The sequence below is a fragment of the Streptomyces canus genome (assembly GCF_041435015.1).
Classification (GTDB): Bacteria; Actinomycetota; Actinomycetes; order Streptomycetales; family Streptomycetaceae; genus Streptomyces; species Streptomyces canus_G.
This window is the reverse complement of record NZ_CP107989.1, coordinates 8,980,490-9,006,413: the sequence shown is the minus strand read 5'-3', so window position 1 is coordinate 9,006,413 and position 25,924 is coordinate 8,980,490. Positions and strand designations below refer to the sequence as shown.

Annotated in this window: 26 protein-coding genes; 9 read left to right on the top strand and 17 right to left on the bottom strand. The window is 70.8% G+C overall.

Annotated elements, in window-relative coordinates; translation table 11 throughout:
- Window positions 1–41: 41 nt before the first annotated feature.
- The 3 genes from OG841_RS41035 to OG841_RS41025 form a co-directional block, all read right to left on the bottom strand.
- Window positions 42–1,070, bottom strand: coding sequence for an ABC transporter permease (locus OG841_RS41035; protein WP_328636744.1), 1,029 nt, complete (start codon window positions 1,068–1,070; stop codon window positions 42–44).
- Window positions 1,071–1,409: 339 nt separating this feature from the next.
- The gene (locus tag OG841_RS41030) at window positions 1,410–2,450 is read right to left on the bottom strand and encodes an NUDIX hydrolase (protein ID WP_328636745.1); all 1,041 of its coding nucleotides are present in this window, start codon (window positions 2,448–2,450) and stop codon (window positions 1,410–1,412) included.
- A gap of 143 nt (window positions 2,451–2,593) precedes the next feature.
- Window positions 2,594–2,788: a hypothetical protein gene (locus OG841_RS41025; RefSeq protein ID WP_328636746.1), complete on the bottom strand. Its 195-nt coding sequence runs from the start codon at window positions 2,786–2,788 to the stop codon at window positions 2,594–2,596.
- Between the two features lie 153 nt (window positions 2,789–2,941).
- On the opposite strand from OG841_RS41025, the gene OG841_RS41020 reads away from it, so the two are divergent.
- The gene (locus OG841_RS41020; RefSeq protein ID WP_328636747.1) at window positions 2,942–4,954 is read left to right on the top strand and encodes an NPCBM/NEW2 domain-containing protein; all 2,013 of its coding nucleotides are present in this window, start codon (window positions 2,942–2,944) and stop codon (window positions 4,952–4,954) included.
- Between the two features lie 84 nt (window positions 4,955–5,038).
- Here the strand turns inward: OG841_RS41020 and OG841_RS41015 are convergent, their stop codons facing one another.
- Window positions 5,039–5,989, bottom strand: coding sequence for an ROK family protein (locus OG841_RS41015; RefSeq protein ID WP_328636748.1), 951 nt, complete (start codon window positions 5,987–5,989; stop codon window positions 5,039–5,041).
- Window positions 5,990–6,184: 195 nt separating this feature from the next.
- On the opposite strand from OG841_RS41015, the gene OG841_RS41010 reads away from it, so the two are divergent.
- Together OG841_RS41010 and OG841_RS41005 are read left to right on the top strand one after the other, a co-directional pair.
- Entirely contained in the window at window positions 6,185–7,234 is a 1,050-nt protein-coding gene (locus tag OG841_RS41010) for a LacI family DNA-binding transcriptional regulator (RefSeq protein ID WP_328636749.1), read from the top strand.
- Window positions 7,235–7,240: 6 nt separating this feature from the next.
- Entirely contained in the window at window positions 7,241–8,041 is an 801-nt protein-coding gene (locus OG841_RS41005) for a hypothetical protein (protein ID WP_371569419.1), read from the top strand.
- On the opposite strand, the gene OG841_RS41000 is transcribed toward OG841_RS41005, so the two are convergent.
- Both OG841_RS41000 and OG841_RS40995 read right to left on the bottom strand, forming a co-directional pair.
- On the bottom strand, window positions 7,987–10,158 hold the full coding sequence (locus tag OG841_RS41000; protein WP_371569416.1) for a serine/threonine-protein kinase: 2,172 nt from the start codon (window positions 10,156–10,158) through the stop codon (window positions 7,987–7,989). The two genes, OG841_RS41005 and OG841_RS41000, sit on opposite strands and share 55 nt — an antisense overlap.
- A 118-nt stretch (window positions 10,159–10,276) precedes the next feature.
- Complete coding sequence (locus OG841_RS40995) at window positions 10,277–11,581, bottom strand: DUF6986 family protein (protein WP_328636752.1); 1,305 nt, start codon at window positions 11,579–11,581, stop codon at window positions 10,277–10,279.
- Window positions 11,582–11,799: 218 nt separating this feature from the next.
- Between OG841_RS40995 and OG841_RS40990 the strand changes: the two genes are divergently transcribed.
- Complete coding sequence (locus OG841_RS40990; RefSeq protein ID WP_371569413.1) at window positions 11,800–12,663, top strand: endonuclease/exonuclease/phosphatase family protein; 864 nt, start codon at window positions 11,800–11,802, stop codon at window positions 12,661–12,663.
- A gap of 58 nt (window positions 12,664–12,721) precedes the next feature.
- Here OG841_RS40990 and OG841_RS40985 read toward each other — a convergent pair whose 3' ends face one another.
- The 4 genes from OG841_RS40985 to OG841_RS40970 all read right to left on the bottom strand — a co-directional run bounded on the left by OG841_RS40985 (window position 12,722) and on the right by OG841_RS40970 (window position 15,903).
- Window positions 12,722–13,684 (bottom strand): electron transfer flavoprotein subunit alpha/FixB family protein, encoded by a 963-nt coding sequence (locus OG841_RS40985; RefSeq protein ID WP_328636754.1) that lies wholly within the window; start codon window positions 13,682–13,684, stop codon window positions 12,722–12,724.
- Between the two features lie 72 nt (window positions 13,685–13,756).
- Window positions 13,757–14,545: an electron transfer flavoprotein subunit beta/FixA family protein gene (locus OG841_RS40980; protein ID WP_328636755.1), complete on the bottom strand. Its 789-nt coding sequence runs from the start codon at window positions 14,543–14,545 to the stop codon at window positions 13,757–13,759.
- A gap of 226 nt (window positions 14,546–14,771) precedes the next feature.
- Window positions 14,772–15,281, bottom strand: a complete 510-nt coding sequence (locus tag OG841_RS40975; RefSeq protein WP_328636756.1) for a flavin reductase family protein — start codon at window positions 15,279–15,281, stop codon at window positions 14,772–14,774.
- A 208-nt stretch (window positions 15,282–15,489) separates the two neighbouring features.
- Entirely contained in the window at window positions 15,490–15,903 is a 414-nt protein-coding gene (locus tag OG841_RS40970; protein WP_062051245.1) for a TlpA family protein disulfide reductase, read from the bottom strand.
- A gap of 74 nt (window positions 15,904–15,977) precedes the next feature.
- Here OG841_RS40970 and OG841_RS40965 point away from each other — a divergent pair, with 74 nt between their 5' ends.
- On the top strand, window positions 15,978–16,394 hold the full coding sequence (locus tag OG841_RS40965) for a DUF4395 domain-containing protein (protein WP_365119824.1): 417 nt from the start codon (window positions 15,978–15,980) through the stop codon (window positions 16,392–16,394).
- Between the two features lie 183 nt (window positions 16,395–16,577).
- On the top strand, window positions 16,578–17,306 hold the full coding sequence (locus OG841_RS40960) for a lysophospholipid acyltransferase family protein (protein WP_328636758.1): 729 nt from the start codon (window positions 16,578–16,580) through the stop codon (window positions 17,304–17,306).
- Between the two features lie 20 nt (window positions 17,307–17,326).
- Here the strand turns inward: OG841_RS40960 and OG841_RS40955 are convergent, their stop codons facing one another.
- From OG841_RS40955 to OG841_RS40930, 6 genes are all read right to left on the bottom strand, one after another.
- Window positions 17,327–18,016 (bottom strand): B3/B4 domain-containing protein, encoded by a 690-nt coding sequence (locus OG841_RS40955; RefSeq protein ID WP_371569405.1) that lies wholly within the window; start codon window positions 18,014–18,016, stop codon window positions 17,327–17,329.
- 8 nt (window positions 18,017–18,024) lie between these two features.
- A complete protein-coding gene (locus tag OG841_RS40950; protein WP_328636760.1) occupies window positions 18,025–18,597 on the bottom strand; it encodes a transglutaminase domain-containing protein in 573 nt (190 codons plus the stop codon).
- A gap of 61 nt (window positions 18,598–18,658) precedes the next feature.
- A complete protein-coding gene (locus OG841_RS40945) occupies window positions 18,659–19,171 on the bottom strand; it encodes a GNAT family N-acetyltransferase (RefSeq protein WP_328636761.1) in 513 nt (170 codons plus the stop codon).
- Window positions 19,172–19,212: 41 nt separating this feature from the next.
- Window positions 19,213–20,283 carry a threonine aldolase family protein gene (locus OG841_RS40940; RefSeq protein WP_365119817.1) on the bottom strand — a complete coding sequence of 357 codons (1,071 nt, stop codon included), beginning with the start codon at window positions 20,281–20,283 and terminating at the stop codon, window positions 19,213–19,215.
- Complete coding sequence (locus OG841_RS40935; protein ID WP_371569400.1) at window positions 20,280–21,029, bottom strand: SDR family NAD(P)-dependent oxidoreductase; 750 nt, start codon at window positions 21,027–21,029, stop codon at window positions 20,280–20,282. The genes OG841_RS40940 and OG841_RS40935 overlap by 4 nt, the downstream gene beginning before the upstream one ends.
- 62 nt (window positions 21,030–21,091) lie before the next feature.
- On the bottom strand, window positions 21,092–22,489 hold the full coding sequence (locus OG841_RS40930; protein ID WP_371569397.1) for a DUF6421 family protein: 1,398 nt from the start codon (window positions 22,487–22,489) through the stop codon (window positions 21,092–21,094).
- Between the two features lie 271 nt (window positions 22,490–22,760).
- Between OG841_RS40930 and OG841_RS40925 the strand changes: the two genes are divergently transcribed.
- Entirely contained in the window at window positions 22,761–23,444 is a 684-nt protein-coding gene (locus tag OG841_RS40925; protein ID WP_328636765.1) for a glycerophosphodiester phosphodiesterase, read from the top strand.
- A gap of 33 nt (window positions 23,445–23,477) precedes the next feature.
- On the opposite strand, the gene OG841_RS40920 is transcribed toward OG841_RS40925, so the two are convergent.
- Window positions 23,478–24,014, bottom strand: coding sequence for a GNAT family N-acetyltransferase (locus OG841_RS40920; RefSeq protein WP_328636766.1), 537 nt, complete (start codon window positions 24,012–24,014; stop codon window positions 23,478–23,480).
- Between the two features lie 71 nt (window positions 24,015–24,085).
- On the opposite strand from OG841_RS40920, the gene OG841_RS40915 reads away from it, so the two are divergent.
- Window positions 24,086–24,478 carry a VOC family protein gene (locus OG841_RS40915; protein ID WP_328636767.1) on the top strand — a complete coding sequence of 131 codons (393 nt, stop codon included), beginning with the start codon at window positions 24,086–24,088 and terminating at the stop codon, window positions 24,476–24,478.
- 108 nt (window positions 24,479–24,586) lie between these two features.
- Window positions 24,587–25,909, top strand: a complete 1,323-nt coding sequence (locus OG841_RS40910; protein WP_328636768.1) for a diacylglycerol/lipid kinase family protein — start codon at window positions 24,587–24,589, stop codon at window positions 25,907–25,909.
- Window positions 25,910–25,924 lie beyond the last annotated feature (15 nt).

Here is a 25,924-nt window from a genome sequence, read left to right as displayed (position 1 = left end):
ACCCGGGTGGGGCCGTGCGTGCCGGTGTTGAGGGGACCGCGTCAGCTGCGGGCCGCGCGGGGATCGAGGGCGTCCCGGACTCCGTCTCCGAGGAGGTTGAGTCCGAGGACGAGGACCAGGAGCAGGACGCCGGGGACGAACAGGTACATCGGGTCCTGGAGGAAGTACTGGGAGGCGTCCGACAGCAGCGCCCCCCAGTCCGGGTTGGGCGGGATGACACCCACGCCGAGGTACGACAGGGCCGCCTCGGTGGTGATGTTCTGCGGGACGGCCAGCGCGAAGGAGATCAGGACCGGCGCCCACAGGTTCGGCAGCAGTTGCCGGAAGAGGATGTGCCACCGCCCGGCGCTCATGATCCGCGCTGCGTCGACGAACTCCCGTTCACGCAGCGACAGGACCTGCCCGCGCACCAGCCGGGCGGTGTAGGCCCAGGCGAACACCGCGATGTTGAGGACGAGGACCAGCAGCCGGAGGGTCTCGTCGGTGCCGCCGTGGCTGTTGGTCTGCATCGCGTTCTGGATGACCGGGGTCAGCGCGATGATGAACAACAACTGCGGGAAGGCCAGCATCACGTCCATGATCCGCGACAGCACGGAGTCGACCCAGCCGCCGGAGTACCCCGCCGCGAGGCCCGCCACGACACCGACGACGGTGGACAGCACGGCCGAGGCGAAGCCCACGAGGAGCGAGGTGCGCAGGCCGTAGACGATCCGGGCGAACAGGTCGTAGCCCGTGCCCGGTTCGACCCCCAGCAGGTGGGTGAGGCCGATGCCGCCCAGCGCGCCGCGCGGGAAGTTGCCGGTGTCCGGGTCGATCGCCTTGCCGTCGGGGGTGATCGGCCCCCAGCCGGTGATGGCCGTCAGGACCGGAGCCAGCAGCGCGACCAGGACGAACAGGACGGTGATCACGAACGCGACCAGGGTGACCTTGTCCCGTCTGATGCGCCGCCAGGCCATACGGGCGGGCGAACGCCCGGTGATGACCGTGTCGTCGCTGCGCGAGTGCGGCGACGGTTCACCGGCTTGCGTGGTGCCGGTGTCGGCGGGCATCGGCTGCTGTTGCGTCGTCATCGTGCGGACGTCCCGGGTCTGTGCTGGGGCCGGCGCGGAGTTTTCGCCCTCGCCGGCGGACAGGGTCTCGTCATGGGGCGGCCGTTGGCGGCGCCGTGAGACTCAGCGGACTGTCGCAACACGCCGAGAGACCGGTCAAGGCGGAAAATGACCGAAAAGGGGATTGTTTGCGCTCGTTGCCAAGAGTTGACGGGGGCGGGATGTTTCGTTAGCTCTGACATGGAGGTATCGCGACGATTCCCTTGGCGGGTTCTCGCCCTTCACTTGCCTGAGTCGAACATGCCCCGAACATGGCGAGGCCCCGTCGGCGCCGTATGCCGACGGGGCCTCTCCCGGACGTCAGCCGATCGGAACCCCGGCTTCCAGGTACAGCGCGGCCCCGCGCTCCCGGGCCCGCAGCGCCCACCGCAACCGCTCGTAGCGCACCGGCGGCAACAGCTCGGCGGCCTTCTCCTCGCTGGCGAAACACCAGCCGCGCAGCTCGGGACCGGGCAGCAGCACCGCCCGTGCCCGGTCGGAGTCGAGTCGGCCGCCGTCGAAGAGGAGGCGCAGTCCGCCGTATCCGGGAGGCGCGGGCGGCTCCCAGTCGACCACGAGGAGACGCGGTACGTCCTCCAACTGGATGCCGGTCTCCTCGGCGACCTCGCGTACGCCGGCCCGGGCAGGCGCCTCGCCGGGCTCGACGACACCGCCGGGGAACTCCCAGCCGGCCTTGTAGGTGGGGTCGACGAGCAGCACCCGGTCCCGCTCGTCGAACAGGAGGACCCCGGCGGCCACGGTCTCGGCGGTGGGCTCGGGGGTCTGCACGATGTCGCACACCGGGACGGTCCCGGCGCCGAGGTCCTCGGCGATGCGGGCGGCCGTCTCGTACGGGGTGAGCGCGCCGGTGTCGATCACGTGGGCGTCGGCGGCGAGCCAGGAGGCGAGGGCGGCCCGGTAGGGCTCGATGTGGTCGTACGCCCAATGCCCCTGCCCCATCTCGCCGAGCGGAAGGGTCGGCGGGGTCCCCCGCCCGGCTATTCGCTCGCGCAGGATCGTTTCCGCCGGAGCGAGGAGAACATGCCGGACGGCGATCCGGCGGGCGGCGAGGCCGCCGAAGATCTCGTCGCGGTACTCCTGGCGCAGCAGGGTCATGGGGACCACGAGGGTCCCGCCGAGTTCGGCGAGCATCGCGGCCGCCGTGTCGATCACCAGACGCCGCCAGATCGGCAGGTCCTGGAAGTCGCCGACCTCGGTGAGGTGCTTGGGCGGCAGCAGACGCACGACCGCCGCGCCGATGTCCTCGGGGTCGAAGAGCGTGCTGTTCGGGATCAGTTCGATCAGTTCCCGTGCGGCGGTGGTCTTCCCCGCACCGAACGCGCCGTTGATCCAGACGATCACGGACTCCCCCTCTTCTGTTTGGCCCCCTGAGGCTTGCCCGCTCCACCCTGCCACGGAAACCAGCCGCAGATGAGGGCGCACAAACGCGGCGCCGGGGCCCCTCGTCCGAAGGGGCCCCGGCGCCGCGGTGCGCGCAGGCCTTGTCAGCCGTTCCCCCCGAGGGCGGACCCGTCCACGCCGTCCAGACTGTCGCTGGCGACGGTGTGGTCGAGGCTGCTGACGGTCTTGTCGACGTCGACGTGGTCGAGGTTCTCACCCAGGGCGTGGGAGGGAGTGACCGCTGCGACGACGAAGCCGGTGGCGAGGGAGGCGATGGCGAGCATGCTGCGCTTCTTCATGGCCTGATCAACGTCGCCGGACGGAATGGGTCACGCTGCCGTGTGCCGTGCCGCTCTCTTCCACCACAGTTCAACACGTCCTACCTTTAACCCACACTGGATGACGCGTACATGCCGTCATCGCACCTTCTGCCGGTTCGGAGGAACGTAACGATGCGTCACCTTCACACCCGCACACCCCGCCGAAGGATGGTCACCGCACTCACCGTGCTGCTGTTCGCGGTGCCCGGGGCTCCCGCCGTCGCGGACGAGGAGGGACCGGCGTCACCCGCCCTGGCCGACGGCCTGGCCCTCACCCCTCCCATGGGCTTCAACAACTGGAACTCCACCCACTGCCGGGCGGAGTTCAACGAGTCCATGGTCAAGGGGATCGCGGACATCTTCGTCGAGAAGGGCCTCAAGGACGCCGGGTACCAGTACGTCAACCTCGACGACTGCTGGGCCCTGCCGGACCGGGACGCGAACGGCAAGCTCGTCCCGGACCCGGCCCGCTTCCCGAACGGGATCAGGGCCGTCGCCGACTATGTGCACTCCAAGGGCCTCAAGTTGGGCATCTACACCAGCGCGGGCACGAAGACGTGCAGCAGCATCGGCTTCCCGGGCGCGCTGGGCCACGAGTACAGCGACGCGCAGCAGTTCGCCGACTGGGGCGTCGACTACCTCAAGTACGACAACTGCAACAACCAGGGCGTGGACGCCAGACTGCGCTACACGACCATGCGCGACGCCCTCGAGGCGACCGGCAGACCCATCGTCTACAGCATCTGCGAATGGGGCCAGAACAAGCCCTGGGAGTGGGCGGCGGACGTCGGACACCTGTGGCGCACCACCGGGGACATCAGTGACACCTGGGGCTCGATGCTGTCGATCCTCAAGCAGAACCTGCCCCTCGCGCCCCACGCGGGCCCCGGCCACTGGAACGACCCCGACATGCTGGAGGTCGGCAACGGCGGCATGACGGCCACCGAGTACCGCTCGCACTTCTCGATGTGGTCGGTCATGGCGGCCCCCCTGCTCATCGGCAGCGACCTGCGCACGGCCTCCGACGAGACCTTCGAGATCCTCGGCAACAAGGAGGTCATCGCCGTCGACCAGGACCCGCTGGGCAAGCAGGGCTCCGTCATCACCTCCGAGGGCGGACGCTGGGTCGTCGCCAAGGAGATGAAGGACGGCAGCCGCGCGGTCGCCCTGTTCAACGAGACGAGCAGCCCGCAGCGCATCGCCACCACCGCCGCGGCCGTCGGCCTGCCCGACGCCGCCGCGTACACCCTGCGCGACCTGTGGCAGCACAAGAGCTACAACACCGCGGGCACCATCTCGGCGACCGTCCCGGCACACGGCACGGTCCTCGTACGGGTATCTGCCGACCGCAGGTGGAACCAGCACCCGCCCGCCGTCGAACTCGGCCTGGACGGCAGCCCGTTGGTCCAGGCCGGCACGCGGTCCCGGCTGACGACGACCGTCACCGACCTGGGACGCACCCCGGCCCGGCAAGTCTCCGTACGGCTGTCCCGCCCCGAGGGCTGGACCGTGAAGCCCACCTCGCCGACCACCTCCGCGACCCTGTCCACGGGCCGCTCGCTGCGCACGACGTGGACGGTCACCGCGCCACAGGGGACGCCGACGGGGTCGTACGACCTGACGCTCAAGGCGAGTTACCGCTCACCGGCCGGTGTCCGGGCCGAGAACGTGCTGCCGTTCACCGCGACCGTGGTGGTGCCGCCGCCGCCGGGGACCTCAGGGCTCGGTGACCTTCCGTGGCTGTCGGCCGCCAACGGCTACGGTCCCGTGGAACGCAACACCAGCAACGGGGAGAGCGCCGCCGGCGACGGTCATCCGATCACCCTGGGCGGGGTGGTCTACGCCAAGGGGCTCGGCGTGCACGCGGAGAGCGCCGTCGAGTACTACACGGCCGCGGCCTGCGAGACCGTCACCGCCGACGTCGGTGTCGACGACGAGAAGGGCGCGAACGGCACCGTCGCCTTCGAGGTCTGGGCGGACGGCACCAAGGTGGCGTCCACCGGCGTCCTCACCAACGCCATGCCGGCCGAGCCGCTCAGCGCGGACATCACCGGCGCCCGGCTGGTCCGGCTCGTCGTCACCGACGGCGGGGACGGCATCGACTCGGACCACGCGGACTGGGCGCACGCGCGGCTGAGCTGCTGACGGGGCTTGGCGGCCGGGGCCCCGGGCCCGGCCGCCAAGTGAACGTTTCTGCCGACATCGTCGGCATCGCGCACCGCCCCGGTGTCAGACCGCCGCCGCCGTGTCCGTCTGCTTCGCGAGCGCCGCCGCGGCCGCGCCGACCAGCCCCGCGTCCGTGCCCATCTGCGCGGGCACGATCGTCAGGCGCTGGACGAACGAGAGGGTCGCGTAGTCGCCCAGCGCCTTGCGCAGCGGTTCGAAGAGGACGTCACCCGCCTTGCCGACCCCGCCGCCGATGACGGCGATGTCGATCTCGACGAGGGTCGCGGTGGCGGCGATGCCGGCGGCGAGTGCCTGCGCGGCCCGCTGGAAGGAGGCCACGGCGACCGGATCGCCGCCCCGGGCCGCGTCGGCCACCGCGGCGGCGGACGTGTCGCCGTCAGGACCGGGCCGCCAGCCGTTCTCCAACGCGCGCCGGGCGATGTTCGGACCGCTGGCTATGCGCTCCACACAGCCGCGCGCCCCGCACGGGCACGGGTCGCCGTCGAGGTCGACGCTGATGTGCCCGATGTGCCCGGCGTTCCCGGTGGGCCCGGCGTGCAGTTGGCCGTTCAGCACCAGCCCGCCTCCCACACCGGTCGACACGACCATGCACAGCGCGTTGTCGTGCCCACGGGCGGCGCCCTGCCAGTGCTCCGCCGCCGTGATGGCCACCCCGTCGCCGATCAGCTCGACCGGGAGCCCGCCGGCCGCCTCGCGAACCCTGCTGACCAGCGGATAGTCGCGCCAGCCTGGCACGTTCACCGGGCTCACGGTGCCGGTGGAGGCGTCCACCGGGCCCGCGCTGCCGATGCCGAGGGCGTTCGCGCGTCCCCACAGCGGCGAGCCCGTGAGTTCGCCGAGGGTCTCCTCGACGGCGCGCATCACGGTGTCGCCGTCCTCCTGCGCGGGCGTGGCGCGCTGCGCCCGGAGCAGGATCCGGCCGTGGCCGTCCACCAGCGCTCCGGCGATCTTGGTGCCGCCGATGTCGAGCGCAGCCACGAGGTCGGTGTGCATCAGTGTCAGTTCTCCCCGGTCAACCTTGAGGAATGGACAGGCCGGTCTCGCGGTGGGGGCGCCGGCCGACAGATTGCGGTGGACAGTGTCTCCCGCATCTGACAACGTTGTCCAGGCTCTATGCTCGACGCCACATCCTCATACAAAATCATGGACCGCCGCATCCCCGTCGACCACAGGACAGGACGCCGTATCGTGCCCGACACCCACAGCCGAGCAGACCGCCTCGCCACGACCCGGTACGGCAACCGTCCGACCATGAAGGACGTGGCCGCGCGGGCCGGCGTCGGGCTCAAGACGGTCTCCCGCGTGGTCAACGGCGAACCGGGGGTCACACCCGAGACGGAGCACCGGGTGCGGGAGGCCATCGAGGCCCTCGGCTTCCGCCGCAACGACAGCGCGCGCGTCCTGCGCAAGGGCCGTACCGCCAGCATCGGCCTGGTCCTGGAGGACCTCGCCGACCCGTTCTACGGTCCCCTCAGCCGCGCGGTGGAGGAGGTGGCCCGGGCCAACGGCGCCCTGCTCATCAACGGCTCCAGTGCCGAGGACCCGGAGCGCGAGCAGGAACTGGTGCTGGCGCTGTGCGCCCGGCGCGTGGACGGCCTCGTGGTCATCCCGGCCGGTGACGACCACCGTTATCTGGAGCCGGAGCTGAAGGCGGGCGTGGCGACGGTGTTCGTGGACCGTCCGGCGGGCCGGATCGACGCCGACGTCGTCCTCTCCGACAACTTCGGCGGTGCCCGCGATGCCGTGGCCCACCTCATCGCCCACGGCCATCGGCGCATCGGCTTCATCGGCGACATGCCCCGCATCCACACGGCGGCCGAGCGGCTGCGCGGGTACCGGGCCGCCATGGAGGACGCCGGCATCGAGGTGGCGGACGCCTGGACGTCGCTGGGCGTCACCGACCCGGTGCGGGTGCGCGCGGCAGCCGAGGGGATGCTCTCCGGCCCCTCCCCCGTCACCGCGATCTTCACCGGCAACAACCGGGTGACGGTCACCGTGATCCGTGTCCTGGCCGAACACACCCGCAGAGTCGCCCTCGTCGGCTTCGACGACATCGAACTCGCCGATCTGCTGCAGCCGGGCGTCACGGTCGTCGCCCAGGACGCGGCGACACTGGGACGTACGGCCGCCGAGCGGCTGTTCCGCCAATTGGACGGCACGCTGCTGACGCCGGAGCGGATCGAACTGCCGACCCGACTGATCACCCGGGGCTCGGGCGAGCTGCCGCCGGCGGACTGAGCTGCCATGAAGGACTTCACCCTGGAGACCCTCGGTCTGGCCGAGGCCCCTCGCGATCACCCGCTGCTGTATCCCGGCGCCTGGCCGGCGGACTCCGCGCTCCTCGACGGTGACCGGCTGGTGCCTCTGCCGCACGACCGGCTGGTGCACGAGGAGCGCGCTCCCCTCCTCGCGGTCGGCTCCAACGCCAGTCCCGGACAACTGCGGCACAAGATGGCCGAGTCCGGGATCATCTCGCCGATCCCGATGGTGAAGGCACGGGTGAGCGGCGTCGGCGTGGGCGTGTCCGCACACGTGAGCCGCATGGGATACGTGTCGGCGTCTCCCTTCCACGCCCCGGACGCCGTACGGGAGTTGTTCGTCATCTGGCTGGACGCCGAGCAGCTGGCGATCATCGACGCGAGCGAGGGGGTACCGCTGCCGAACGGCAACTTCGGGCGCGCCTGGCTGCCCGCGCCCGAGGTGCGGGTCGAGCTGCCCGGCGGCGTGACCCTGTCGGGCGTCCACTCGTACGTCAACCGCCACGGCGTCCTGCACGACGGCACCGGCGTCGCGCGCACGCACCCCGGCCAGCGGGAGCTGCTGACCGAACTCCTCGTGGGTTCGGCCCGGTTGCGTGCGCTGTTCGGCGTCACGCCGGAGGAGTTCGTGACACGGGCCCGCGCCGACCGGCGGCTGTGCGAGGCGGGAACCCGGGTGCTCGCCGACGAGAAGCGGGTCACGAAGTCCGGCCTGGAGCGGTACGTGACGGTTCAGCAGACCGGGAGTCCCGGCACCGGCTCGTCGTTGTTCCCGCCCTTGAGGTAGACGTCGCTGACGTAGACGCCGGTGTTGCCGCTGTCGTCGTCCGTCTTCGCCCACCAGACGTTGGTCCACTGGCCGGACGTCTCGCGGCGGCCCAGGTTCGACTGGCAGTAGAAGTAGTTGGTGCCCGCGTTGAGGACACCGGCCTCGGCGCCGGAGGCGGTGTAGGAGGTGGCGGTCTTCCAGACGGTGCAGTTGTACTTGCCGCCGCCGATGGCGGTGCAGGCCGGGGCAGGGATACTGGAGCCGCCGCCCCCGGTCGTGCCACCGTCCCCGGAGCCGCTGCCGCCGGACGAACCGTCCGAGCCGCCGCCCCCGGTCGTGCCGCCGCCGGAGGAGTTGGCCGTCGCGGACGCGGAGGCCCGGCTCGTGGGCTCGGAGCCCCCGTCGTCGCCGGACGTCTGCTTCGCGCTCGGAGTCTTCTTGTCGTCCCCGTCCGTCGGCCCAGGACTGCTGGATCGGTCGGCGTCGGTGCGGGCGGAGGCGGAGGCGGAGGTGGAGGCCGTCGCCGTGCCGGCGGTCGCGGTCGGACGGGCGTCGGCCTCGGCGTCACCCGAGTTGTTCAGCATGGCGACGGCTGTTCCGGCCACCGCGAGAACGGCGGTGACGGCCGCGGCGACAAGCAGGGCGCGGCCCTTGCGGCGGGGCCGGGGGGCGGTCGTCATGGGGCCCGTCGGGAGCGGGTCGTGGAGGCCGGACGCGCCGTGACCGTATGCCGGAGACCCGGGCTGTCCCGGAGCGGCGACGAACGCCCCCGAGCCGTGTTCGTAGGGCCCGGGTTGCCCCGGACCGCCGTCGTGGGATGCGGACGCCACCCACCACGGCGCCGGGGCCCCGGCCTGCCCAGCAGCACCCGCAGCACCCGCAGCACCCGCAGCACCCGCAGCACCCGCAGCACCCGCAGCACCCGCAGCAGGCTGCCCGTGCTGTCCGGAGGCACCGCTGTCCTGAGCACCCGGCGTGCCCTGCCCGGGAGTCCCGGGCAGGGCAGCCGCCTCGGGCGCGGTCGGCTGCGCGGCCCCCTGCCTGGAGGCCGCCACGGTCCCCGCCGTTTCGTGCTCACCTGGCCCCTGGTCCTGTTCGGCCCCCGGCGCCGCCCCGGGCCTCGTCGGGTCCGTCGGCCCGAGACCGGCCGATACCACCGGCGCCGCCAGCGCCGCCGGAACGTCGGGTGCCGTCTCGGGCTGCCCCGCCGAAACCGGCGTACCCGTCGAACCCGCCGGGCCCCGCAAGGTCGTCGTGGGGCTGTCCGGGCCTGCCCCGTCCGCCACCGCCTGCAGCAGCCCGCGCGCCTCCCCGGCCCCCGGGCGTGCCTCGGGACGCTTGTCCAGCAGGCGCTGGAGAACCGGGCCGAGGGGGCCGGCACGGTGGGATTCGGGGAGCGGTTCGCCGACGATCGCGGTGAGCGTGGAGAACGTCGACGTACGGCGGAACGGCGAGGCCCCCTCGACCGCCGCGTACAGCGTGGCGCCCAGGCCCCACACGTCGGAGGCCGGTCCCGGATCGGCACCCTGGGCACGCTCGGGGGCCATGTAGTCCAGAGAGCCGACGAGATGGCCGGTGCGGGTGAGGTTCGTGGCCGAGCCGTCGCCCGGATCCTCCATGGTGGCGATGCCGAAGTCGGTCAGCAGGACCCGGCCCGAGCGGTCGAGCAGGATGTTGCCGGGCTTGACGTCCCGGTGCAGTACGCCGGCTTCGTGGGCGGCGGCCAGCGCGTCCATGACCTTGGCGCCGATGCCGGCCGCCGCACGCGGGTCGAGGGGGCCGTCCTTGCGCAGCACGGCGTCCAGGGACGGCCCGTCGACCAGCTCCATGACGATCAGCGGACGTCCGTCGACCTCCGCGACGTCGTGCACCGCGACCACGCCAGGATGCCGGACCCGGGCCGCCGCACGGGCCTCGCGCTGCATCCGCAGCCGCAAATCCGCGAGTTCGGGTCCGTCGGCGTCGGTATAGGTGCGCAGTTCCTTGACGGCAACCTCGCGGCCGAGGACCTCGTCGACGGCCCGCCAGACCACACCCATGCCGCCGCGACCGAGCTGGGCCACGACACGATAGCGCCCGGCCAGCAGCCGACCGGCTTCGTCCTGGCCCTTTCCGTTGGTCTCCCCCGAAGACACCGCTGCCCCGTTCCTGTGAACACGTCAATGCGTGCCGTACAGCCTACGGGGCAGGAGTGACGACTTCAGCCGGTGGTTGCGACCGTGACAGGGCCGCTACTTCTCCGCCTCCTTCGTGCTACTTCGTGGAGACGGTCAGGTCACCGCGCCGGGGTGCCGCGTACCCCTCCAGGTCGGCCCGGGTCAGACCGGTCAGCCGGGCCACCTCGGCGATGTCGAGGGCGCCGCAGTCCAGGCCGCGCAGCAGATAGCCGCTGAGCGCCTTGGCGGTGGCCGGCTCGTCCATGACGTCGCCGCCGACCCGGCCCGCGTACCGGGCCAGCCGGCCGGCAGCCTGCTCGAAGCCCTCTCGGTAGAAGGCGAACACGGCCGCGTACCGGGTGGGGATGTGACCGGGGTGCATGTCCCAGCCCTGGTAGTAGGCGCGGGCCAGCGCCCGGCGCGTCAGGCCGTAGTGCACTCGCCAGGCGTCGTGGACCTTCGCCGTCGGGCCGATCGGCAGGACGTTCGTGGAGCCGTCCGAGACCCGTACGCCGGTGCCCGCGGCCGCGACCTGCATGATCGCCTTCGCGTGGTCGGCGGCGGGGTGGTCACTCGCCTGGTGGGCGGCGGAGACGCCGAGGCAGGCGCTGTAGTCGAAGGTGCCGTAGTGCAGTCCGGTGGCGCGGCCCTCGGCGGCCTGGATCATACGGGCGACGGTGGCGGTGCCGTCGGTGGCGAGGATGGACTGGCTGGTCTCGATCTGGATCTCGAAGCCGAGTCGGCCCGAGTCCAGTCCGTGCGCCTTCTCGAAGGCCTCCAGGAGCCGGACGAACGCGGTGACCTGCTCGGCGTAGGTCACCTTCGGCAGGGTCAGCACCAGCCCCTCGGGCAGGCCGCCCGCCGCCATGAGGCCCGTGAGGAAGACGTCGAGGGTCCGGATGCCGCGGTCCCGGACGGCCGCCTCCATGCACTTCATGCGGATGCCCATGTACGGGGCCGCCGTGCCGTTCTTGTACGCCTCGGCGATCACTCGTGCCGCGCGGGCCGCCGTCTCGTCCTCCTCGGCGTCCGGGCGCGGGCCGTAGCCGTCCTCGAAGTCGACGCGCAGGTCCTCGATCGGCTCGTGCTCCAACTTGGCGCGCACGCGCGTGTAGACGGGCTCGGCGAGGTCGTCGGACAACCCGAGGACGGCGGCGAAGGACGCGGCGTCCGGGGCGTGTTCGTCGAGGGCGGCGAGGGCCTTGTCGCCCCAGGAGCGGATGGTGTCGGAGGCGAAGACGTCACCGGGGACGTAGACGGTGTGCACGGGCTGGCGGGTGCCGGGGTCTCCGGGGTAGCGGCGCTCCAGTTCGGCGTCGACCGGCGCGAGGGAGGCGCTGATCTCCTCGCTCACGGCACCCGCGAGGCTCGTCGCCACCTGCTCCTGCTGGCCCTGACCCATCCCACACCCTCCAGTTTTCCGCTCTACGGAATCAACAATCCGTAGCGAAGTTATCCATGAAGCTTCCGGACGGTCAACACCCCGTCCACAGCATGAGCCACCCCGTTCATTCGAGGTGCCGAGAACCCCTACGCCCTCTACCGCACTCCGGTTCGAACATTCATCCTGTCCCGTCGGGAGGGAACAACATGTCGGACACCCACAGAATGACGCGTCGTATGGGCCTCAGAACCGCCATGGCCGCCGCCGTCACCGTGCCGCTGATGGGCACGCTGCCGGCCTCCGCCGCCAAACCGTCCAACCGCCGACTCGATGTCATGACGTTCAATCTCCGCTTCGCCAGCACCTCCGAACCCAACAGCTGGGCCGCCCGCCGACCGGTGATGCGCCGACTGTTACGTCAGGAGGCCCCTACCCTGATGGGCACCCAGGAAGGCCTCTACCAGCAACTGCGCGACATCCACGCCGACCTCGGACCGCACTACGACTGGATCGGCACCGGCCGCGAGGGCGGCAGCCACGACGAGTCCACGGCGATCTTCTACGACACCCGGCGCCTGGCCCCGGTCGAGCACGACACGTACTGGCTCTCCGACACGCCCAGGGTCATCGGCTCGAACACCTGGGGTGGAGCACTCCCCCGGATCGTCACATGGGTCCGCTTCCGCGACCGGGCCGTCGGCGGACGGGAGTTCCACGTCCTCAACACCCACTTCGACCACCTGGGCCAGTACGCGCGCGAGCGGTCGGCCGTGTTCCTCGGTCGGAAGATCGCCGAGTTCGACCGCTCGACACCGGTGGTGGTGACCGGCGACTTCAACGCCGCGGCCCACCACAACCCGGCGTACGACACCCTCCTCGCCACGGGTCTCGTCGACACCTGGGACGCGGCCGCGGAACGTGGCAGGCAGTACGCCACCTTCCACGGCTACAAACCCCTCACCCCCGACGGCGACCGCATCGACTGGATCCTCACCTCGCCCGGCGCCACCGTCCACCGAGCCGCGATCAACACCTTCGAGATGAACGGACAGTTCCCGAGCGACCACCTGCCGGTGCAGGCCACCGTCACCCTGGGATGAGCCGAGGCCCCCGCGACCGCGTCGGCGGTCACGGGGGCCTCGTACGCCCGGAGCGGGATCAGCCCTTGCGGGTGTTGATCTCCTGGGTGAGGGCGGGGACGACGTCGAAGAGGTCGCCGACGACGCCGTAGTCGACGAGGTCGAAGATCGGGGCCTCGGCGTCCTTGTTGACCGCCACGATGGTCTTGGAGGTCTGCATGCCGGCCCGGTGCTGGATCGCGCCGGAGATGCCGTTGGCGATGTACAGCTGCGGCGAGACACTCTTGCCGGTCTGGCCGACCTGGTTGGTGTGCGGGTACCAGCCCGCGTCCACCGCGGCGCGGGAGGCGCCGACGGCCGCGCCGAGGGAGTCGGCGAGCGCTTCGATGATGGCGAAGTTCTCGGAGCCGTTGACGCCGCGGCCGCCGGAGACCACGATCGCGGCCTCGGTCAGCTCCGGGCGCCCGGTCGACTCGCGCGGGGTCCGGCCGGTGACCTTGGTGCCGGTGGCCTGCGCGGAGAAGGCCACACTCAGCTCCGAGACGGCGGGGGTGGCCGGGGCGGCCTCGACGGCGGCGGAGTTGGGCTTGACGGTGATGACCGGGGTGCCCTGGGAGACGCGGGACTTGGTGGTGAAGGAGGCGGCGAACACCGACTGGGTGGCCACCGGGCCGGTGTCGCCGGCTTCCAGGTCGACGGCGTCGGTGATGATGCCGGAGCCGATGCGCAGCGCGAGCCGGGCGGCGATCTCCTTGCCCTCGGCGGAGGACGGCACCAGCACGGCGGCCGGGGACACGGCCTCGACGGCGGCCTGCAGGGCGTCGACCTTGGGCACGACCAGGTAGTCGGCGTACTCGGAGGCGTCGTGGGTCAGGACCTTGACGGCGCCGTGCTCGCCCAGCACGGCGGCGGTGTCGGCGGCACCGGCACCCAGCGCGACGGCGACCGGCTCGCCGATACGGCGGGCCAGGGTCAGCAGCTCCAGGGTGGGCTTGCGGACGGCACCGTCCACGTGATCGACATAGACGAGAACTTCAGCCATGGGAATGCTCTCCTGCGGATTGCGAAGTCTGAGGGGGCGGTACGGGGTTGAGCCTCAGCGGGCCAGTGACCCTTAGATGAACTTCTGGCTCGCGAGGAACTCGGCGAGCTGCTTGCCGCCCTCGCCCTCGTCCTTGACGATCGTGCCCGCGGTACGGGCCGGGCGCTCCGCGGCGGAGTCGACCGTGGTGTAGGAACCCTCCAGGCCGACCTGCCCGGCCTCCAGGTCCAGGTCCGACAGGTCCCACGCCTCAACCGGCTTCTTCTTCGCCGCCATGATGCCCTTGAAGGAGGGGTAACGCGCCTCGCCCGACTGGTCGGTCACCGACACCACGGCCGGGAGGGAGGCCTCCAGCTGCTCGGTGGCGGAGTCGCCGTCGCGGCGGCCCTTGACCGTGCCGCCCTCGACGGAAACCTCGGACAGCAGGGTCACCTGCGGCACACCCAGACGCTCGGCCAGCAGCGCCGGGACCACGCCCATCGTGCCGTCGGTGGAGGCCATACCGGAGATCACCAGGTCGTAACCGGCCTTCTCGACGGCCTTGGCCAGCACCAGCGAGGTACCGAGGGCGTCGGTGCCGTGCAGGTCGTCGTCCTCGACGTGGATGGCCTTGTCGGCGCCCATCGACAGCGCCTTGCGCAGCGCGTCCTTGGCGTCCTCGGGGCCCACGGTCAGGACCGTGACCTCGATGTCGTCGTCGGAGTTCTCCGAGATCTGCAGCGCCTGCTCGACCGCGTACTCATCGAGCTCGGAGAGCAGACCGTCCACGTCGTCCCGGTCGACGGTCAGGTCATCGGCGAAGTGCCGGTCGCCGGTGGCGTCGGGCACGTACTTCACAGTGACAACGATCCTCAAGCTCACGCCGGCTCTCCTACTGCATCGTCATTTTTCGGCTGCCTCTTGCAGGCAGCATAGGCGCCCCAAGCGGCCGATCCCGGTCGGGGCGGGCTGCGCTCCGACCGCAATATTACTCACCAGTACATACAGTTCCTGCCCGCTAAGCAAGCGCTTTGAACTGTGACCTTCGCAACGCAGCGTAATCGGAACTCGACGGCCCCGCACCACAGCGGAAGGGCCGATGAGCCGATCAGTCGCGCAGGCCGTTGAACCGGCCCTGGTGGTAGAGGAGCGGCCGGCCGGCGCCGGCGGGGTCGCCGAGCCGCACCTCGGCCAGCACGACGCGGTGATCCCCGGCGGGCACGCGCGCGACGACCCGGCACACCAGCCAGGCGAGGACGTCGTCGAGGACGGGCACCCCCTCGGGCCCCTCGCGCCAGGCGGTGGGCGCGCCGAAGCGGTCGGCACCGCTGCGGGCGAAGGTGGCGGCCAGTTCTTCCTGGTGCTCACCGAGTACGTGGACGCCGACGTGCTCCGCCCGGGATATCGCGGGCCAGCTGGAGGCGCCCGTGCCGATCCCGAAGGAGAGCATCGGCGGTTCGGCGGAGACCGAGGCGAGGGACGTGGCGGTGAAGCCGACCGGGCCTGCGTCACCGCTCGCGGTGATCACGGCGACGCCTGCCGCGTGCCGCCGGAAGACGGACCGCAGGAGGTCGGGGGAGGCGAGTCGAGGGGCGCCGAGGTCGGGCGTGGCCGTCATGGGGATGTCCTTCTGCGAGGAGTGTCGAGCTGGACCGTGGCTGCTCAACAAGCCGGACAGCGCGCGCTCGCGGTGCGGGCGAGGTCGACGTGGACCCGCCCGAACAGAAGGAGTTCCGTAGGCATACGGTCAGGTTGACGATAGGTGCGGTGCACAGTCAAGTACGTTCCGGCATCTGGGAGATGCCTCACCGTGGGCGCAACCCGTGTCAAACCGCCTCCCCGACCGCCGCGATGACGTCCGCCTTGCGTGGCTGGCCGGTGGCCCGCCGCACGACCCGGCCGTCGGCGTCGAGGACCAGTACGGTCGGCGTCTTGAGGATGTCGAGTTCGCGGACCAGGTCGAGGTTCTTCTCCGCGTCGATCTCGACATGGGCGACGCCCGGGACCATGCCGGCGACCTCGCCCAACACCCGCCGGGTCGCCCGGCAGGGCGCGCAGAAGGCGCTGGAGAACTGGACGAGCGTGGCGCGTTCGCCGAGTTCCTCGCCCAACTCGGCCGCGCCGAGCCTCTTGCCGTCGTCGCGCCCGCGCACCCGTACTCTCCCGCTCCGCCGCCGCTGCAGCACCCCATAGGCGCTCGCCGCCGCGAGCACCGCCACGCACACCACAAGTCCGGTCATCACCTGCACAGCATTCACGAGACTGCAAAGATTCCCGCCCCCTCCAAGTCTCCCCGTTGCGGAATGCTTGATTCATGGACATTGATGCAAGGGGGCCGCGCTTCGGCGCGGCCGTGACGACCGTCGTGCTGGCGGCCGTTCTGATCACGGGCAGCGCCTGGTTGCTGGCCTGGCAGACGCTGGCGTTCGCCCTGGGCGCGGCGGGCGGGGTGGGCCGCTCGCCGTACGGCTGGCTGTTCCGCAAGGCCGTACGCCCACGGATCGGGCCGCCGACCGAGTTCGAGGCGCCGGAACCGCCGCGGTTCGCGCAGGCGGTGGGGCTCGCCTTCGCGGGGCTGGGACTCGTGGGTTTCGGGGTCGGACCGGAGTGGCTCGGGCTCGCAGCGACCGGAGCGGCACTCGCGGCCGCCTTCCTGAACGCCACGTTCGGGTACTGCCTGGGATGCGAGATGTACCTGCTCGTACGGCGGGTGACGGTACGCGCGGAGTAAAGGAGGCTTAAAAGCCCAAGGTGGATCACAGGGCGGAAGTGACGAGAATCTCGCGCCGGGCGGGCACCAGGACTGGCTCCCCGTCCGTTCTTGGGGCACGATCTGCGAGATGCCGTAAACCTACGGCTGCGTAACTTAATGCCGGGAGCTTCCCAGGCAGAGCAGGAAGGGCTCACCCCGCCCATGGCAGAGCTTGTCTACCGTCCCGTCGTCGGATTCGCCCAGGCCCTGTTCAAGGCCTGGGACCTCAAGATCGACTGCCGGGGTTCGGAGAACATCCCGCGCTCGGGCGGCGCCGTGCTGGTGAGCAACCACATCAGCTACCTGGACTTCGTCTTCAACGGCCTGGCCGCGCTCCCGCAGAAGCGTCTCGTGCGTTTCATGGCGAAGGAGTCCGTTTTCCGCCACAAGGTCTCCGGTCCGCTGATGCGCGGGATGAAGCACATCCCGGTCGACCGCACGCAGGGTGAGACGGCCTACGCCCACGCTCTGGAGTCGCTGCGGTCGGGCGAGATCGTCGGGGTCTTCCCGGAGGCGACCATCTCCCAGTCCTTCACACTGAAGAGCTTCAAGTCGGGTGCGGCGCGGATGGCGCAGGAGGCGGGTGTCCCCCTGATCCCGATGGCCGTCTGGGGTACGCAGCGACTGTGGACCAAGGGGCACCCCCGCAACTTCAAGCGCAGCCACATCCCGGTCACCATGAGGGTGGGCGAGGCGATCGAGGCTTCTCGGGACAAGTACGCCGGGGCCATCACGCGGCAACTGCGGGAGCGGGTCAACGAGTTGCTGGAAGCGGCCCAGCGGGCCTACCCCGTGCGCCCCAAGGGGCCGGACGACACATGGTGGATGCCGGCGCATCTCGGGGGTACGGCGCCCACGCCCGAGCAGGTGCGCGAGGCCGACGCCCGGTAGTGGGCTGTCCGGGGCGAGGGCTACCGCGACGCCGTGGTGATCTGCGCGCCCGGACTGAACTTCTCCAGCAGTTCGGCCAGTTCGGCGGCCGCCTTCTCCATGTCGGCGAGCGGCATCGGGGCCATGCCCTCCAGCAGGAAGACTCCCGAGACCGTCTTCTCCGTGAGCCTCGTGCGCGGGCCCTGGCGCCAGTTCCAGCGGCGGCAGGTCACCCCTTCCTCGTCCCGCCAGATCACCTCGCCGGCGTCGGGATGCTCCACGGACTCCTCCCCTGCGGTCACCGTCACGAAGTCCTCGTCGCCGGCGGCCCGTACGAGCCGCATCCCACCCCGGATGCGGTCGAGATCCTCGCCGCCGACGGGCACGAGGTGCGCGACGCTGATCGCGTTGTAGAGGTCGACCAGGAGGTTGATGCGGGGCAGGCCCGCGTCCGACAGGGCCCTCTTCGCCAGCGCCTCCGCCGAGTTGCGGGTGCGTGACGGCTTCGAGCCGAACGCCGTGTAGACCTCCCGCCAGGCCGCCATGTGCGGGTCCTCATGCGGGGCGCGCCCGTCCAGACGTACGGCGAGACGGCGGGCCGCCTCCTCGAGGAGTGCCGAACTGGCGTCGGTGCTCGGCCCGTTGACGAGTCCGTGGGCCTCGACGGCGAGGTACCTGAAGCCGGGCGCGAGGGCGCGCACTTCGTCGGACACGGTCAGGGTGAGGGTCATCGGGTGCCTCAGAGTGCGCTGGGGAGTGTCTTCCAGAGGTACGGCCGGTCGGGGGCGGCCTTGAGGACGCTCAGGACGGCCGGATGTGGTTCAGCGTACAGGACCGGGTAGTCCATCTCCTTGGACCCTGGATCGGGCGTGAAGGCCAACCGTTCGCCGTCGAGGGAGAACTGGGCGTCCACTCCGGGCTTGTTGCCCCGGGGGTCCTGGCGGTGCCAGGCGCTGTTGAACCGCACGGCGACCAGGCCGTGCACCACGTCGAACTTCTGGTAGCAGAGTGCGGTCGGGATGTCCTCGGCGCGCAGCAGGGCGGCCAGCGCGTGGGCCTTGGCGTAGCAGATGCCGGTGCCCTGCTCCAGGACGTCGGAGGCCCGCCAGGTGACGCGGAGATCGCCGGAGTCCTGGGAGTGCGGGATGGCGTCGCGGACGAATTCGAAGGCCAGTCGCGCATAGGCATACGAGTCGACCGCCTCCTTGGCGAGACGCGCGGCCGCCTCTCGGACGACCCGGTGGTCGTGGTCGATGACCTCGTCGGCGGCCAGGTATGCGGAAAGGTCAGGGGTGTTCTGGATCAGCTCCATGCCCGCAGAGCATAGGAAGACGATCACCCTGAGGTCAATTGATTTACAGAGCACGGTATATTTATGCAGAGTAGCAATGCACGGCGACCACCTGGGACGGGCTCCAGCGCTGTTCCACCGTGGCCAGCCTCGTCCAGCCCAGCCGTTCGTACAGGGCCGCCGCGGCGGTGTCGGACGCGACGACGTCGAGCACCGGATGCAGACCGTGGTGCTGGGCCTCCGCCACCACTCTGCCCATCAGCAGGGCACCGATCCCGTGCCCTCTCGCCTGCGGGGCGACGAACAACCGGCCGACCACCGCGGCCTGTTCCCCGTTCGTACCGTTCCGCTCGCTCCACAGGACCGGAGCCACGTCGCCTTCGGCGCTGCGGGAGAGGCTGACGTGGCCCGCGACACGGCCGTCCAGTTCGGCCACCCAGCTGCCGAGTGCGGCATCCTGCGACAGCCACTCGCCGGGCCGGGCAGGCCAGTTCACCGGATAGCCGTCGCGACGGTGCACCTCCGCCAGCACCCGCACGCATGCCTCGACGTCGTCATCCGTCCTCGGCCGGACCCGGCACCGTGTCTTGTCCACCCCGGCATGCAAACACAGACCGCCTCCGGTTCGGTACGCGCCTAGCGCGCCATCTCCTCCTTCAGCGCCGCCACGAACGTGTCCACGTCGTCCGCGGTCGTGTCGAAGGCGCACATCCAGCGGACGACGCCGGCGGACTCGTCCCAGAAGTAGAAGCGGAAGCGCTTCTGGAGGCGCTCGCTCACGTCGTGCGGGAGCTTGGCGAAGACGCCGTTGGCCTGGACCGGGTAGAGGATCTCGACACCGTGGACGGCGCGGACGCCTTCCGCCAGGCGCTGGGCCATCTCGTTGGCATGGCGGGCGTTGCGCAGCCACAGGTCCTTGGCGAGCAGGGCCTCCAACTGCACCGACACGAAACGCATCTTGGAGGCGAGCTGCATCGACAGCTTGCGCAGGTGCTTCATGTGGGAGACCGCGTCCTGATTGATGACCACGACCGCCTCGCCGAACAGGGCGCCGTTCTTCGTCCCGCCCAGGGAGAGGATGTCGACGCCGACCGCGTTGGTGAACGTCCGCATCGGGACGTCGAGGGAAGCGGCCGCGTTGGCTATGCGGGAGCCGTCCAGGTGGACCTTCATGCCGTGCGCGTGGGCGTGGTCGCAGATCGCGCGGATCTCGTCGGGCGTGTAGAGAGTGCCGAGCTCCGTGGACTGGGTGATCGAGACGACCTGCGGCATCGCGCGGTGCTCGTCCTCCCAGCCCCAGGCCTGCTTGTCGATCAAGTCGGGCGTGAGCTTGCCGTCCGGGGTGGCCACGGTGAGCAGCTTGAGGCCGCCCATGCGCTCGGGGGCACCGCCCTCGTCGACGTTGATGTGCGCGCTCTCGGCGCAGATCACCGCGCCCCAGCGGTCGGTGACCGCCTGGAGCGCGACGACATTGGCGCCGGTGCCGTTGAAGACCGGGAACGCCTCGGCCGTAGCGCCGAAGTGGCTGCGGACCACGCCCTGGAGGTTCTCGGTGTAGTCGTCCTCGCCGTACGCGACCTGGTGCCCGCCGTTGGCCAGGGCCAGGGCGGCGAGCACCTCCGGGTGGGCCCCGGCGTAGTTGTCGCTGGCGAAGCCGCGGACCTGCGGGTCGTGATGGCGACGGGCGTCGGTCTTCGGGGGGTTCACGGCTTCTCGGTCAGCCACAGACGGTTTCCGTTCACTTCGGCGGCGGGCTTGTCCCAGACACCGGCGATGGCCTCGGCCAGGTCCGCGACGTGCGTGAAGCCCGCGAACTTCGCGTTGGGCCGGTCGGCGCGCATGGCCTCGTGCACCAGTGCCTTCACCACCAGGATCGTAGCCGCGGACGTCGGCCCGTCGGCGCCCCCGGCCTTGCGGAAGGCGTCCGCGAGAGCGAGCGTCCAGGCCTCGGCCGCGGCCTTGGCGGCGGCGTACGGGGCGTTGCCCGCGGACGGCTTCGTCGCGCCGGCGGCGCTGATCAGGACGTAACGACCGCGGTCGCTGCGCTGCAGGCCCTCGTAGAAGGCGAGCGAGGTGTGCTGCACGGTGCGGATGAGCAGCAGTTCCAGGAAGTCCCAGTCGTCCAGGCTCGACTTGATGAAGGTCTCGCTGCCGCGCCACCCGCCGACGAGGTGGACCAGGCCGTCGACGCGGCCGAAGTCCTTCTCGATGTGCGCGGCCCAGTCGCGGGTGGATCCCAGGTCCAGCAGGTCGACCGGCTCGCCGGTGACGCTGGCGCCGCCCGACGCGTAGCGTGCCGCGTCCACGGCCTCCGCGAGCCGCTCCGGGTCGTTGTCCGCGCCGACGACGGTCGCGCCCGCCTCGGCCAGCCGCAGCAGTGCCGCCCGGCCCGCGGGCCCGCCCGCGCCCGCCACCGCGATCACCGCACCGCTGAGAGCTCCGTTCCCCGCCATGTTCTTCGCCTCCTGAGCAGCCGCCTCGACGGCCTGTGCAGTGTTCCCGGTGCCGCGATCGCTCACGCGGCGACCCGCTCGGCGTTCTGCGCCGTGATGCCCCGGGTCGAGGCGATCACATGGCGAAGCTTCTTGGAGAGGGCCTCATAGAACATGCTCAGCGGAAACTCGTCCGGAAGCACGTCGTCGACGAGTTTCCGGGGCGGCAGCGACAGGTCGAGGGCGTCGGGACCCTTGGCCCACTTGGAGCCGGGGTGCGGGGCGAGGTAGGTGGAGACCAGCTCGTAGCCGGCGAACCAGTGGACGAGCTTGGGGCGGTCGATGCCGTCACGGTAGAGCTGCTCGATGTCGGCGCACAGCTGGTTGGTGACCTCGGGGGCGCGCTGCCAGTCGATGAACAGCTTGTTGTCGGTCCAGCGGACGACGTCGTGCTTGTGCAGGTACGCGAAGAGGAGCTGGCCGCCGAGCCCGTCGTAGTTGCGCACGCGCTCGCCGGTGACCGGGAAGCGGAACATCCGGTCGAAGAGGACCGCGTACTGCACGTCACGGGCCTGCGGAACGCCGTCCTTCTCCAGCTTCACGGCCTCCTTGAAGGCGGTGAGGTCGCAGCGCAGCTCTTCGAGGCCGTACATCCAGAACGGCTGGCGCTGCTTGATCATGAACGGGTCGAAGGGCAGGTCGCCGTGGCTGTGGGTGCGGTCGTGGACCATGTCCCACAGGACGAAGGCCTCCTCGCAGCGCTTCTGGTCGTGGACCATCGCGGCGATGTCCTCGGGCAGCTCCAGGCCCAGGATGTCGACGGCCGCGTCGGTGACCCGGCGGAACCGGGCGGCCTCGCGGTCGCAGAAGATACCGCCCCAGGAGAAGCGTTCCGGCGCCTCGCGCACGGCGATCGTCTCCGGGAAGAGGACGGCCGAGTTGGTGTCGTAACCGGCGGTGAAGTCCTCGAACTTGATGCCGCAGAACAGGGGGTTGTCGTAGCGGGTGCGCTCCAGGTCGGCCAGCCACTCGGGCCAGACCATGCGCAGCACGACCGCCTCGAGATTGCGGTCCGGGTTGCCGTTCTGCGTGTACATCGGGAAGACGACCAGGTGCTGGAGACCGTCCGCGCGGTTCGCGGCGGGCTGGAAGGCCAGCAGGGAGTCGAGGAAGTCGGGCACCTCGAAGCCGCCCTCGGACCAGCGCCGGAGGTCCTTGACCAGGGCGGCGTGGTAGTCGGCGTCGTGCGGCAGCGACGGCGACAACTCCTGCACCGCGTCGACGACACGCCGTACGGCGTCCTCGGCGTCCCCGCGCGCGGGTGCGCTCTCGGCCCCGAAGTCGATCGACCCGTCCTTGGACTGCCATGGCCGGATCCGCTCCACGGCATCCTTGAGCACGGGCCATGCCGGGTGCTCCACCACCCTGGTCACGGGAGGAACCTGGTCCCCCGAAGCCGCCTGCACAAGAATTTCCGTCATGTCCCATCCTCCACGGGAGAAACTCGCGTATGAAGACCGTATACATACGAGCTTCCGTCCAGCAAGAGCGGACTCGGGAAGTTATCCTGCCCACACCGATGGTCACCGAACTTTTTCCTGTCGAGTGCCATGAACACGGGGATTCCGGGTAAGCGACTTCACTCCCCCGCACGTCACCTCGATCCCTCGTGTACGTAGGGGTCCATCACACGGCGTAGCCGTTAGGCTGCGGCTTTGCACCGAGCCGCCGTCGACGGAAGCGAGTTGAACCTTGAACTTCCTTACCATCGGTCATCGCGGAGTCATGGGTACCGAACCCGAGAACACCCTCCGTTCCTTCGTCGCCGCCCAGCAGGCCGGCCTCGACCTCATCGAACTCGATCTGCATCTGAGCAAGGACGGCGCCCTCGTCGTCATGCACGACACCGACGTGGACCGCACGACCGACGGAACCGGCCCGATCGCCGAGAAGACCCTCAGCGAACTGCGCGCCCTGGACGCGGGACGCGGGGAACGCGTCCCGGTGTTCGAGGAGGTCCTGGACGCCGTGCAGTCACCGCTCCAGGCCGAGATCAAGGACATCGCGGCGGCACGGGCGCTGGCCGAGGTCATGCTCCGGCGCAACCTGGTCTCCCGGGTCGAGGTGTCCTCGTTCCACGACGAGGCGATCGCCGAGATCGGCCGCCTGGTGCCCGGCGTACGGACCGCGCTCATCGGCAGCCGGTTCGGCCCCGACATCGTGGAGCGTGCCGTCGAGGCCGGTGCGGGAACGGTCTGCCTGAACATCCGCCGGCTGACCCTGGAGGTCGTCGAGGCGGCCCGCAAGGCAGATCTGAAGATCATCGGCTGGGTGGTGAACACCCAGGACCATCTGCGGCTGGTCCGGGCCCTGGAACTGGACGGCGCGACGACCGACTACCCGGAGATCAAGCGCACCGGCCGCTTCACCGCGTGAACCACGGGAACCACATGAACCGGGGCAGGAACGTCACACCAGCGGCTTGACCAGCAGCTCGAACTGCAGGTCGTCGCGCTGCGGAACGCCGAAGCGCTCGTCGCCGTACGGGAAGGGCGTCATCTCTCCCGTACGGCGGTAGCCGCGCCGCTCGTACCAGGCGACGAGGTCGTCGCGCACCGAGATCACGGTCATGTGCATCTCGGTGACGCCCCAGGTCTCCCGGGCGATCCGCTCCGCCTCCGCGATGATCACCTTGCCGAGGCCGCCGCCCTGGAGGGTGGGGCTGACCGCGAACATCCCGAAGTACGCGTGGGTGCCCCGGTGTTCGATCTGGCAGCAGGCGACGACCTGGCCGTCCTGCTCCACCGTGAGCAGCCGGCTGTCGGGCGACTTGATGACGGCGAGTACACCCTCCGGATCCGTCCGCTGCCCCTCCAGGATGTCCGCCTCGGTGGTCCACCCGGCGCGGCTGTCGTCTCCGCGGTACGCCGACTCGACCAGCGCGACGAGCGTGTCCACATCGGCGTCGGTGGCGTCACGGAAGGTGAGGCCGGCGGTGGTCTCCATGGGGCGCGTCTCCACTTCAGGGGCACGACTGGGGCACGGTCGAGAGTAGCGCCCCGGATAGGCTCCCCCGCATGGTGCACGTACTGAGCGGCCGCGTCCTGCTGCGGCCCACGGATCCGGAGCGTTCCCGAGTCTTCTACGGCGATCAGCTGGGCCTCGCCGTGTACCGCGAGTTCGGCACGGGCCCGGAGCGGGGCACCGTCTACTTCCTCGGCGGTGGATTCCTGGAGCTGTCGGGACGGTCCGAGGCTCCACCGGCCGCGGACGTGCGGCTGTGGCTCCAGGTCGCGGACGTGACCGCGGCGCACGAGGAACTGCGGGCCAAGGGTGTCGAGATCGTACGGCCCCCGGTGAAGGAGCCGTGGGGGCTGGTCGAGATGTGGGTGGCAGACCCGGACGGCACACCGATCGTGCTGGTGGAGGTGCCGGCGGACCATCCGATCCGGTACCGGCCCGGAATCTGAACACGGCGTCTTCCGGCCGACATCACACCTGACGTCGGCCGTTTCGCCGACTTGGATATGCTCCGCCGACCGCCATGGCCCCGAGGGCGTCGAGCAGTGGAGGAGCACATGAGCGTGGACGTGAACGCCCCGGCCTGGCACGGGCAGCGATGGGCGGCCAGGACCGCCCTGGCGGCGGCCGCCCTCGCGATGCTGCTCCCCCTCGGGTACGGCGGCCTCGACGGCGTGCTGCTGCTGGCGGCCGGGCTCGCGGGCGGGGCCGTCACCGCGGCGGCGGTGTGGTGGACGCTGACCCGGCGCGGCCCGGCACGCTGGCTGGCGGCGGTGCTCGCGGCCGTCACCCCCACCGTGGTCGTCGTCCTCTTCGTGGTCACCCTGGGATGGGTGCTCGTGCTGTCGCCGGTGCTGTGGGCCGTGGCCGTGTGGAGCGGGCGGTACGCGCTGCGCAGCACCGGCACCCGGCCCAAGCGTATGAAGGAGCACCGGGTGCGGTCGGTGCGGCGGCCCTTCCTGATCATGAACCCCCGCTCCGGAGGCGGGAAGGTGGCGCGGTTCGGTCTGCGGGAGAAGGCCGAACGGCTGGGCGCGCGGGTCGTCCTGCTCGACCCGGAGGAGCACCAGGACGTGACCGCGCTCGCGCGGGCGGCCGTGGCGGAGGGCGCGGACCTGCTGGGCGTCGCGGGCGGTGACGGCACCCAGGCCCTGGTCGCCGCCGTCGCCGCGGAACACGACCTGCCGTTCCTCGTCGTCTGCGCCGGTACGCGCAACCACTTCGCGATGGACCTGGGCCTCGACCGCGCCGACCCCGCGGCCTGTCTCGACGCGCTCACCGACGGCGTCGAACTCCGGGTGGATCTCGGCTTCGCCGCGGATCATCCCTTCGTCAACAACGCCTCCTTCGGCGCGTACGCGGCGGTCGTCCAGAGTCCCGCCTACCGCGACGACAAGATCGGCACCACTCTGGAGCTCCTGCCCGACCTGCTCACCCGCCGGCACGGTCCCCGTCTGACCGCGCGGATCGACGCCACGACACTCGACGGCCCGCAAGCCGTGCTGGTGAGCAACAACGCCTACCGCACCGACGATCCGGTGGGCCTCGGCCGCCGCGAGCGGCTCGACTCGGGGCTGCTCGGCATCCTCGGCGTCAAGGTGGACAGTGCGGCCGAGGCCGCGGCGCTGCTGCTGGACCCCGATCCGGAGGGTCTCGCGGTCCTGTCCGCGCGGGAGGTGGTCATCGACGCCGACCAGTCGGAGATCGAGGTCGGCGTCGACGGCGAGGCCCTGATCCTGCCCACCCCGGTCCACTGCCGCATCGTTCCCGGGGCGCTTCGCGTCCACGTCCCGAGGACTCGACCGGGTGTACCGGAGGCGCAACCCCGCCTGAACTGGCGCCAGTTGCGCAAACTGGCGGCGACGGCCGGGCGGGCGTGACCCGGTTCCCCATGC

Coding starts and splice junctions, on each gene's coding strand:
- OG841_RS41035 (WP_328636744.1), bottom strand. CDS start 1,070: ATGACGACGCAACAGCAGCCGATGCCCGCCGACACCGGCACCACGCAA.
- OG841_RS41025 (WP_328636746.1), bottom strand. CDS start 2,788: ATGAAGAAGCGCAGCATGCTCGCCATCGCCTCCCTCGCCACCGGCTTC.
- OG841_RS41020 (WP_328636747.1), top strand. CDS start 2,942: ATGCGTCACCTTCACACCCGCACACCCCGCCGAAGGATGGTCACCGCA.
- OG841_RS41015 (WP_328636748.1), bottom strand. CDS start 5,989: ATGCACACCGACCTCGTGGCTGCGCTCGACATCGGCGGCACCAAGATC.
- OG841_RS41005 (WP_371569419.1), top strand. CDS start 7,241: ATGAAGGACTTCACCCTGGAGACCCTCGGTCTGGCCGAGGCCCCTCGC.
- OG841_RS40995 (WP_328636752.1), bottom strand. CDS start 11,581: ATGGGTCAGGGCCAGCAGGAGCAGGTGGCGACGAGCCTCGCGGGTGCC.
- OG841_RS40990 (WP_371569413.1), top strand. CDS start 11,800: ATGGGCCTCAGAACCGCCATGGCCGCCGCCGTCACCGTGCCGCTGATG.
- OG841_RS40985 (WP_328636754.1), bottom strand. CDS start 13,684: ATGGCTGAAGTTCTCGTCTATGTCGATCACGTGGACGGTGCCGTCCGC.
- OG841_RS40975 (WP_328636756.1), bottom strand. CDS start 15,281: ATGACGGCCACGCCCGACCTCGGCGCCCCTCGACTCGCCTCCCCCGAC.
- OG841_RS40970 (WP_062051245.1), bottom strand. CDS start 15,903: ATGACCGGACTTGTGGTGTGCGTGGCGGTGCTCGCGGCGGCGAGCGCC.
- OG841_RS40965 (WP_365119824.1), top strand. CDS start 15,978: ATGGACATTGATGCAAGGGGGCCGCGCTTCGGCGCGGCCGTGACGACC.
- OG841_RS40960 (WP_328636758.1), top strand. CDS start 16,578: ATGGCAGAGCTTGTCTACCGTCCCGTCGTCGGATTCGCCCAGGCCCTG.
- OG841_RS40955 (WP_371569405.1), bottom strand. CDS start 18,016: ATGACCCTCACCCTGACCGTGTCCGACGAAGTGCGCGCCCTCGCGCCC.
- OG841_RS40950 (WP_328636760.1), bottom strand. CDS start 18,597: ATGGAGCTGATCCAGAACACCCCTGACCTTTCCGCATACCTGGCCGCC.
- OG841_RS40935 (WP_371569400.1), bottom strand. CDS start 21,029: ATGGCGGGGAACGGAGCTCTCAGCGGTGCGGTGATCGCGGTGGCGGGC.
- OG841_RS40930 (WP_371569397.1), bottom strand. CDS start 22,489: ATGACGGAAATTCTTGTGCAGGCGGCTTCGGGGGACCAGGTTCCTCCC.
- OG841_RS40920 (WP_328636766.1), bottom strand. CDS start 24,014: ATGGAGACCACCGCCGGCCTCACCTTCCGTGACGCCACCGACGCCGAT.
- OG841_RS40915 (WP_328636767.1), top strand. CDS start 24,086: ATGGTGCACGTACTGAGCGGCCGCGTCCTGCTGCGGCCCACGGATCCG.
- OG841_RS40910 (WP_328636768.1), top strand. CDS start 24,587: ATGAGCGTGGACGTGAACGCCCCGGCCTGGCACGGGCAGCGATGGGCG.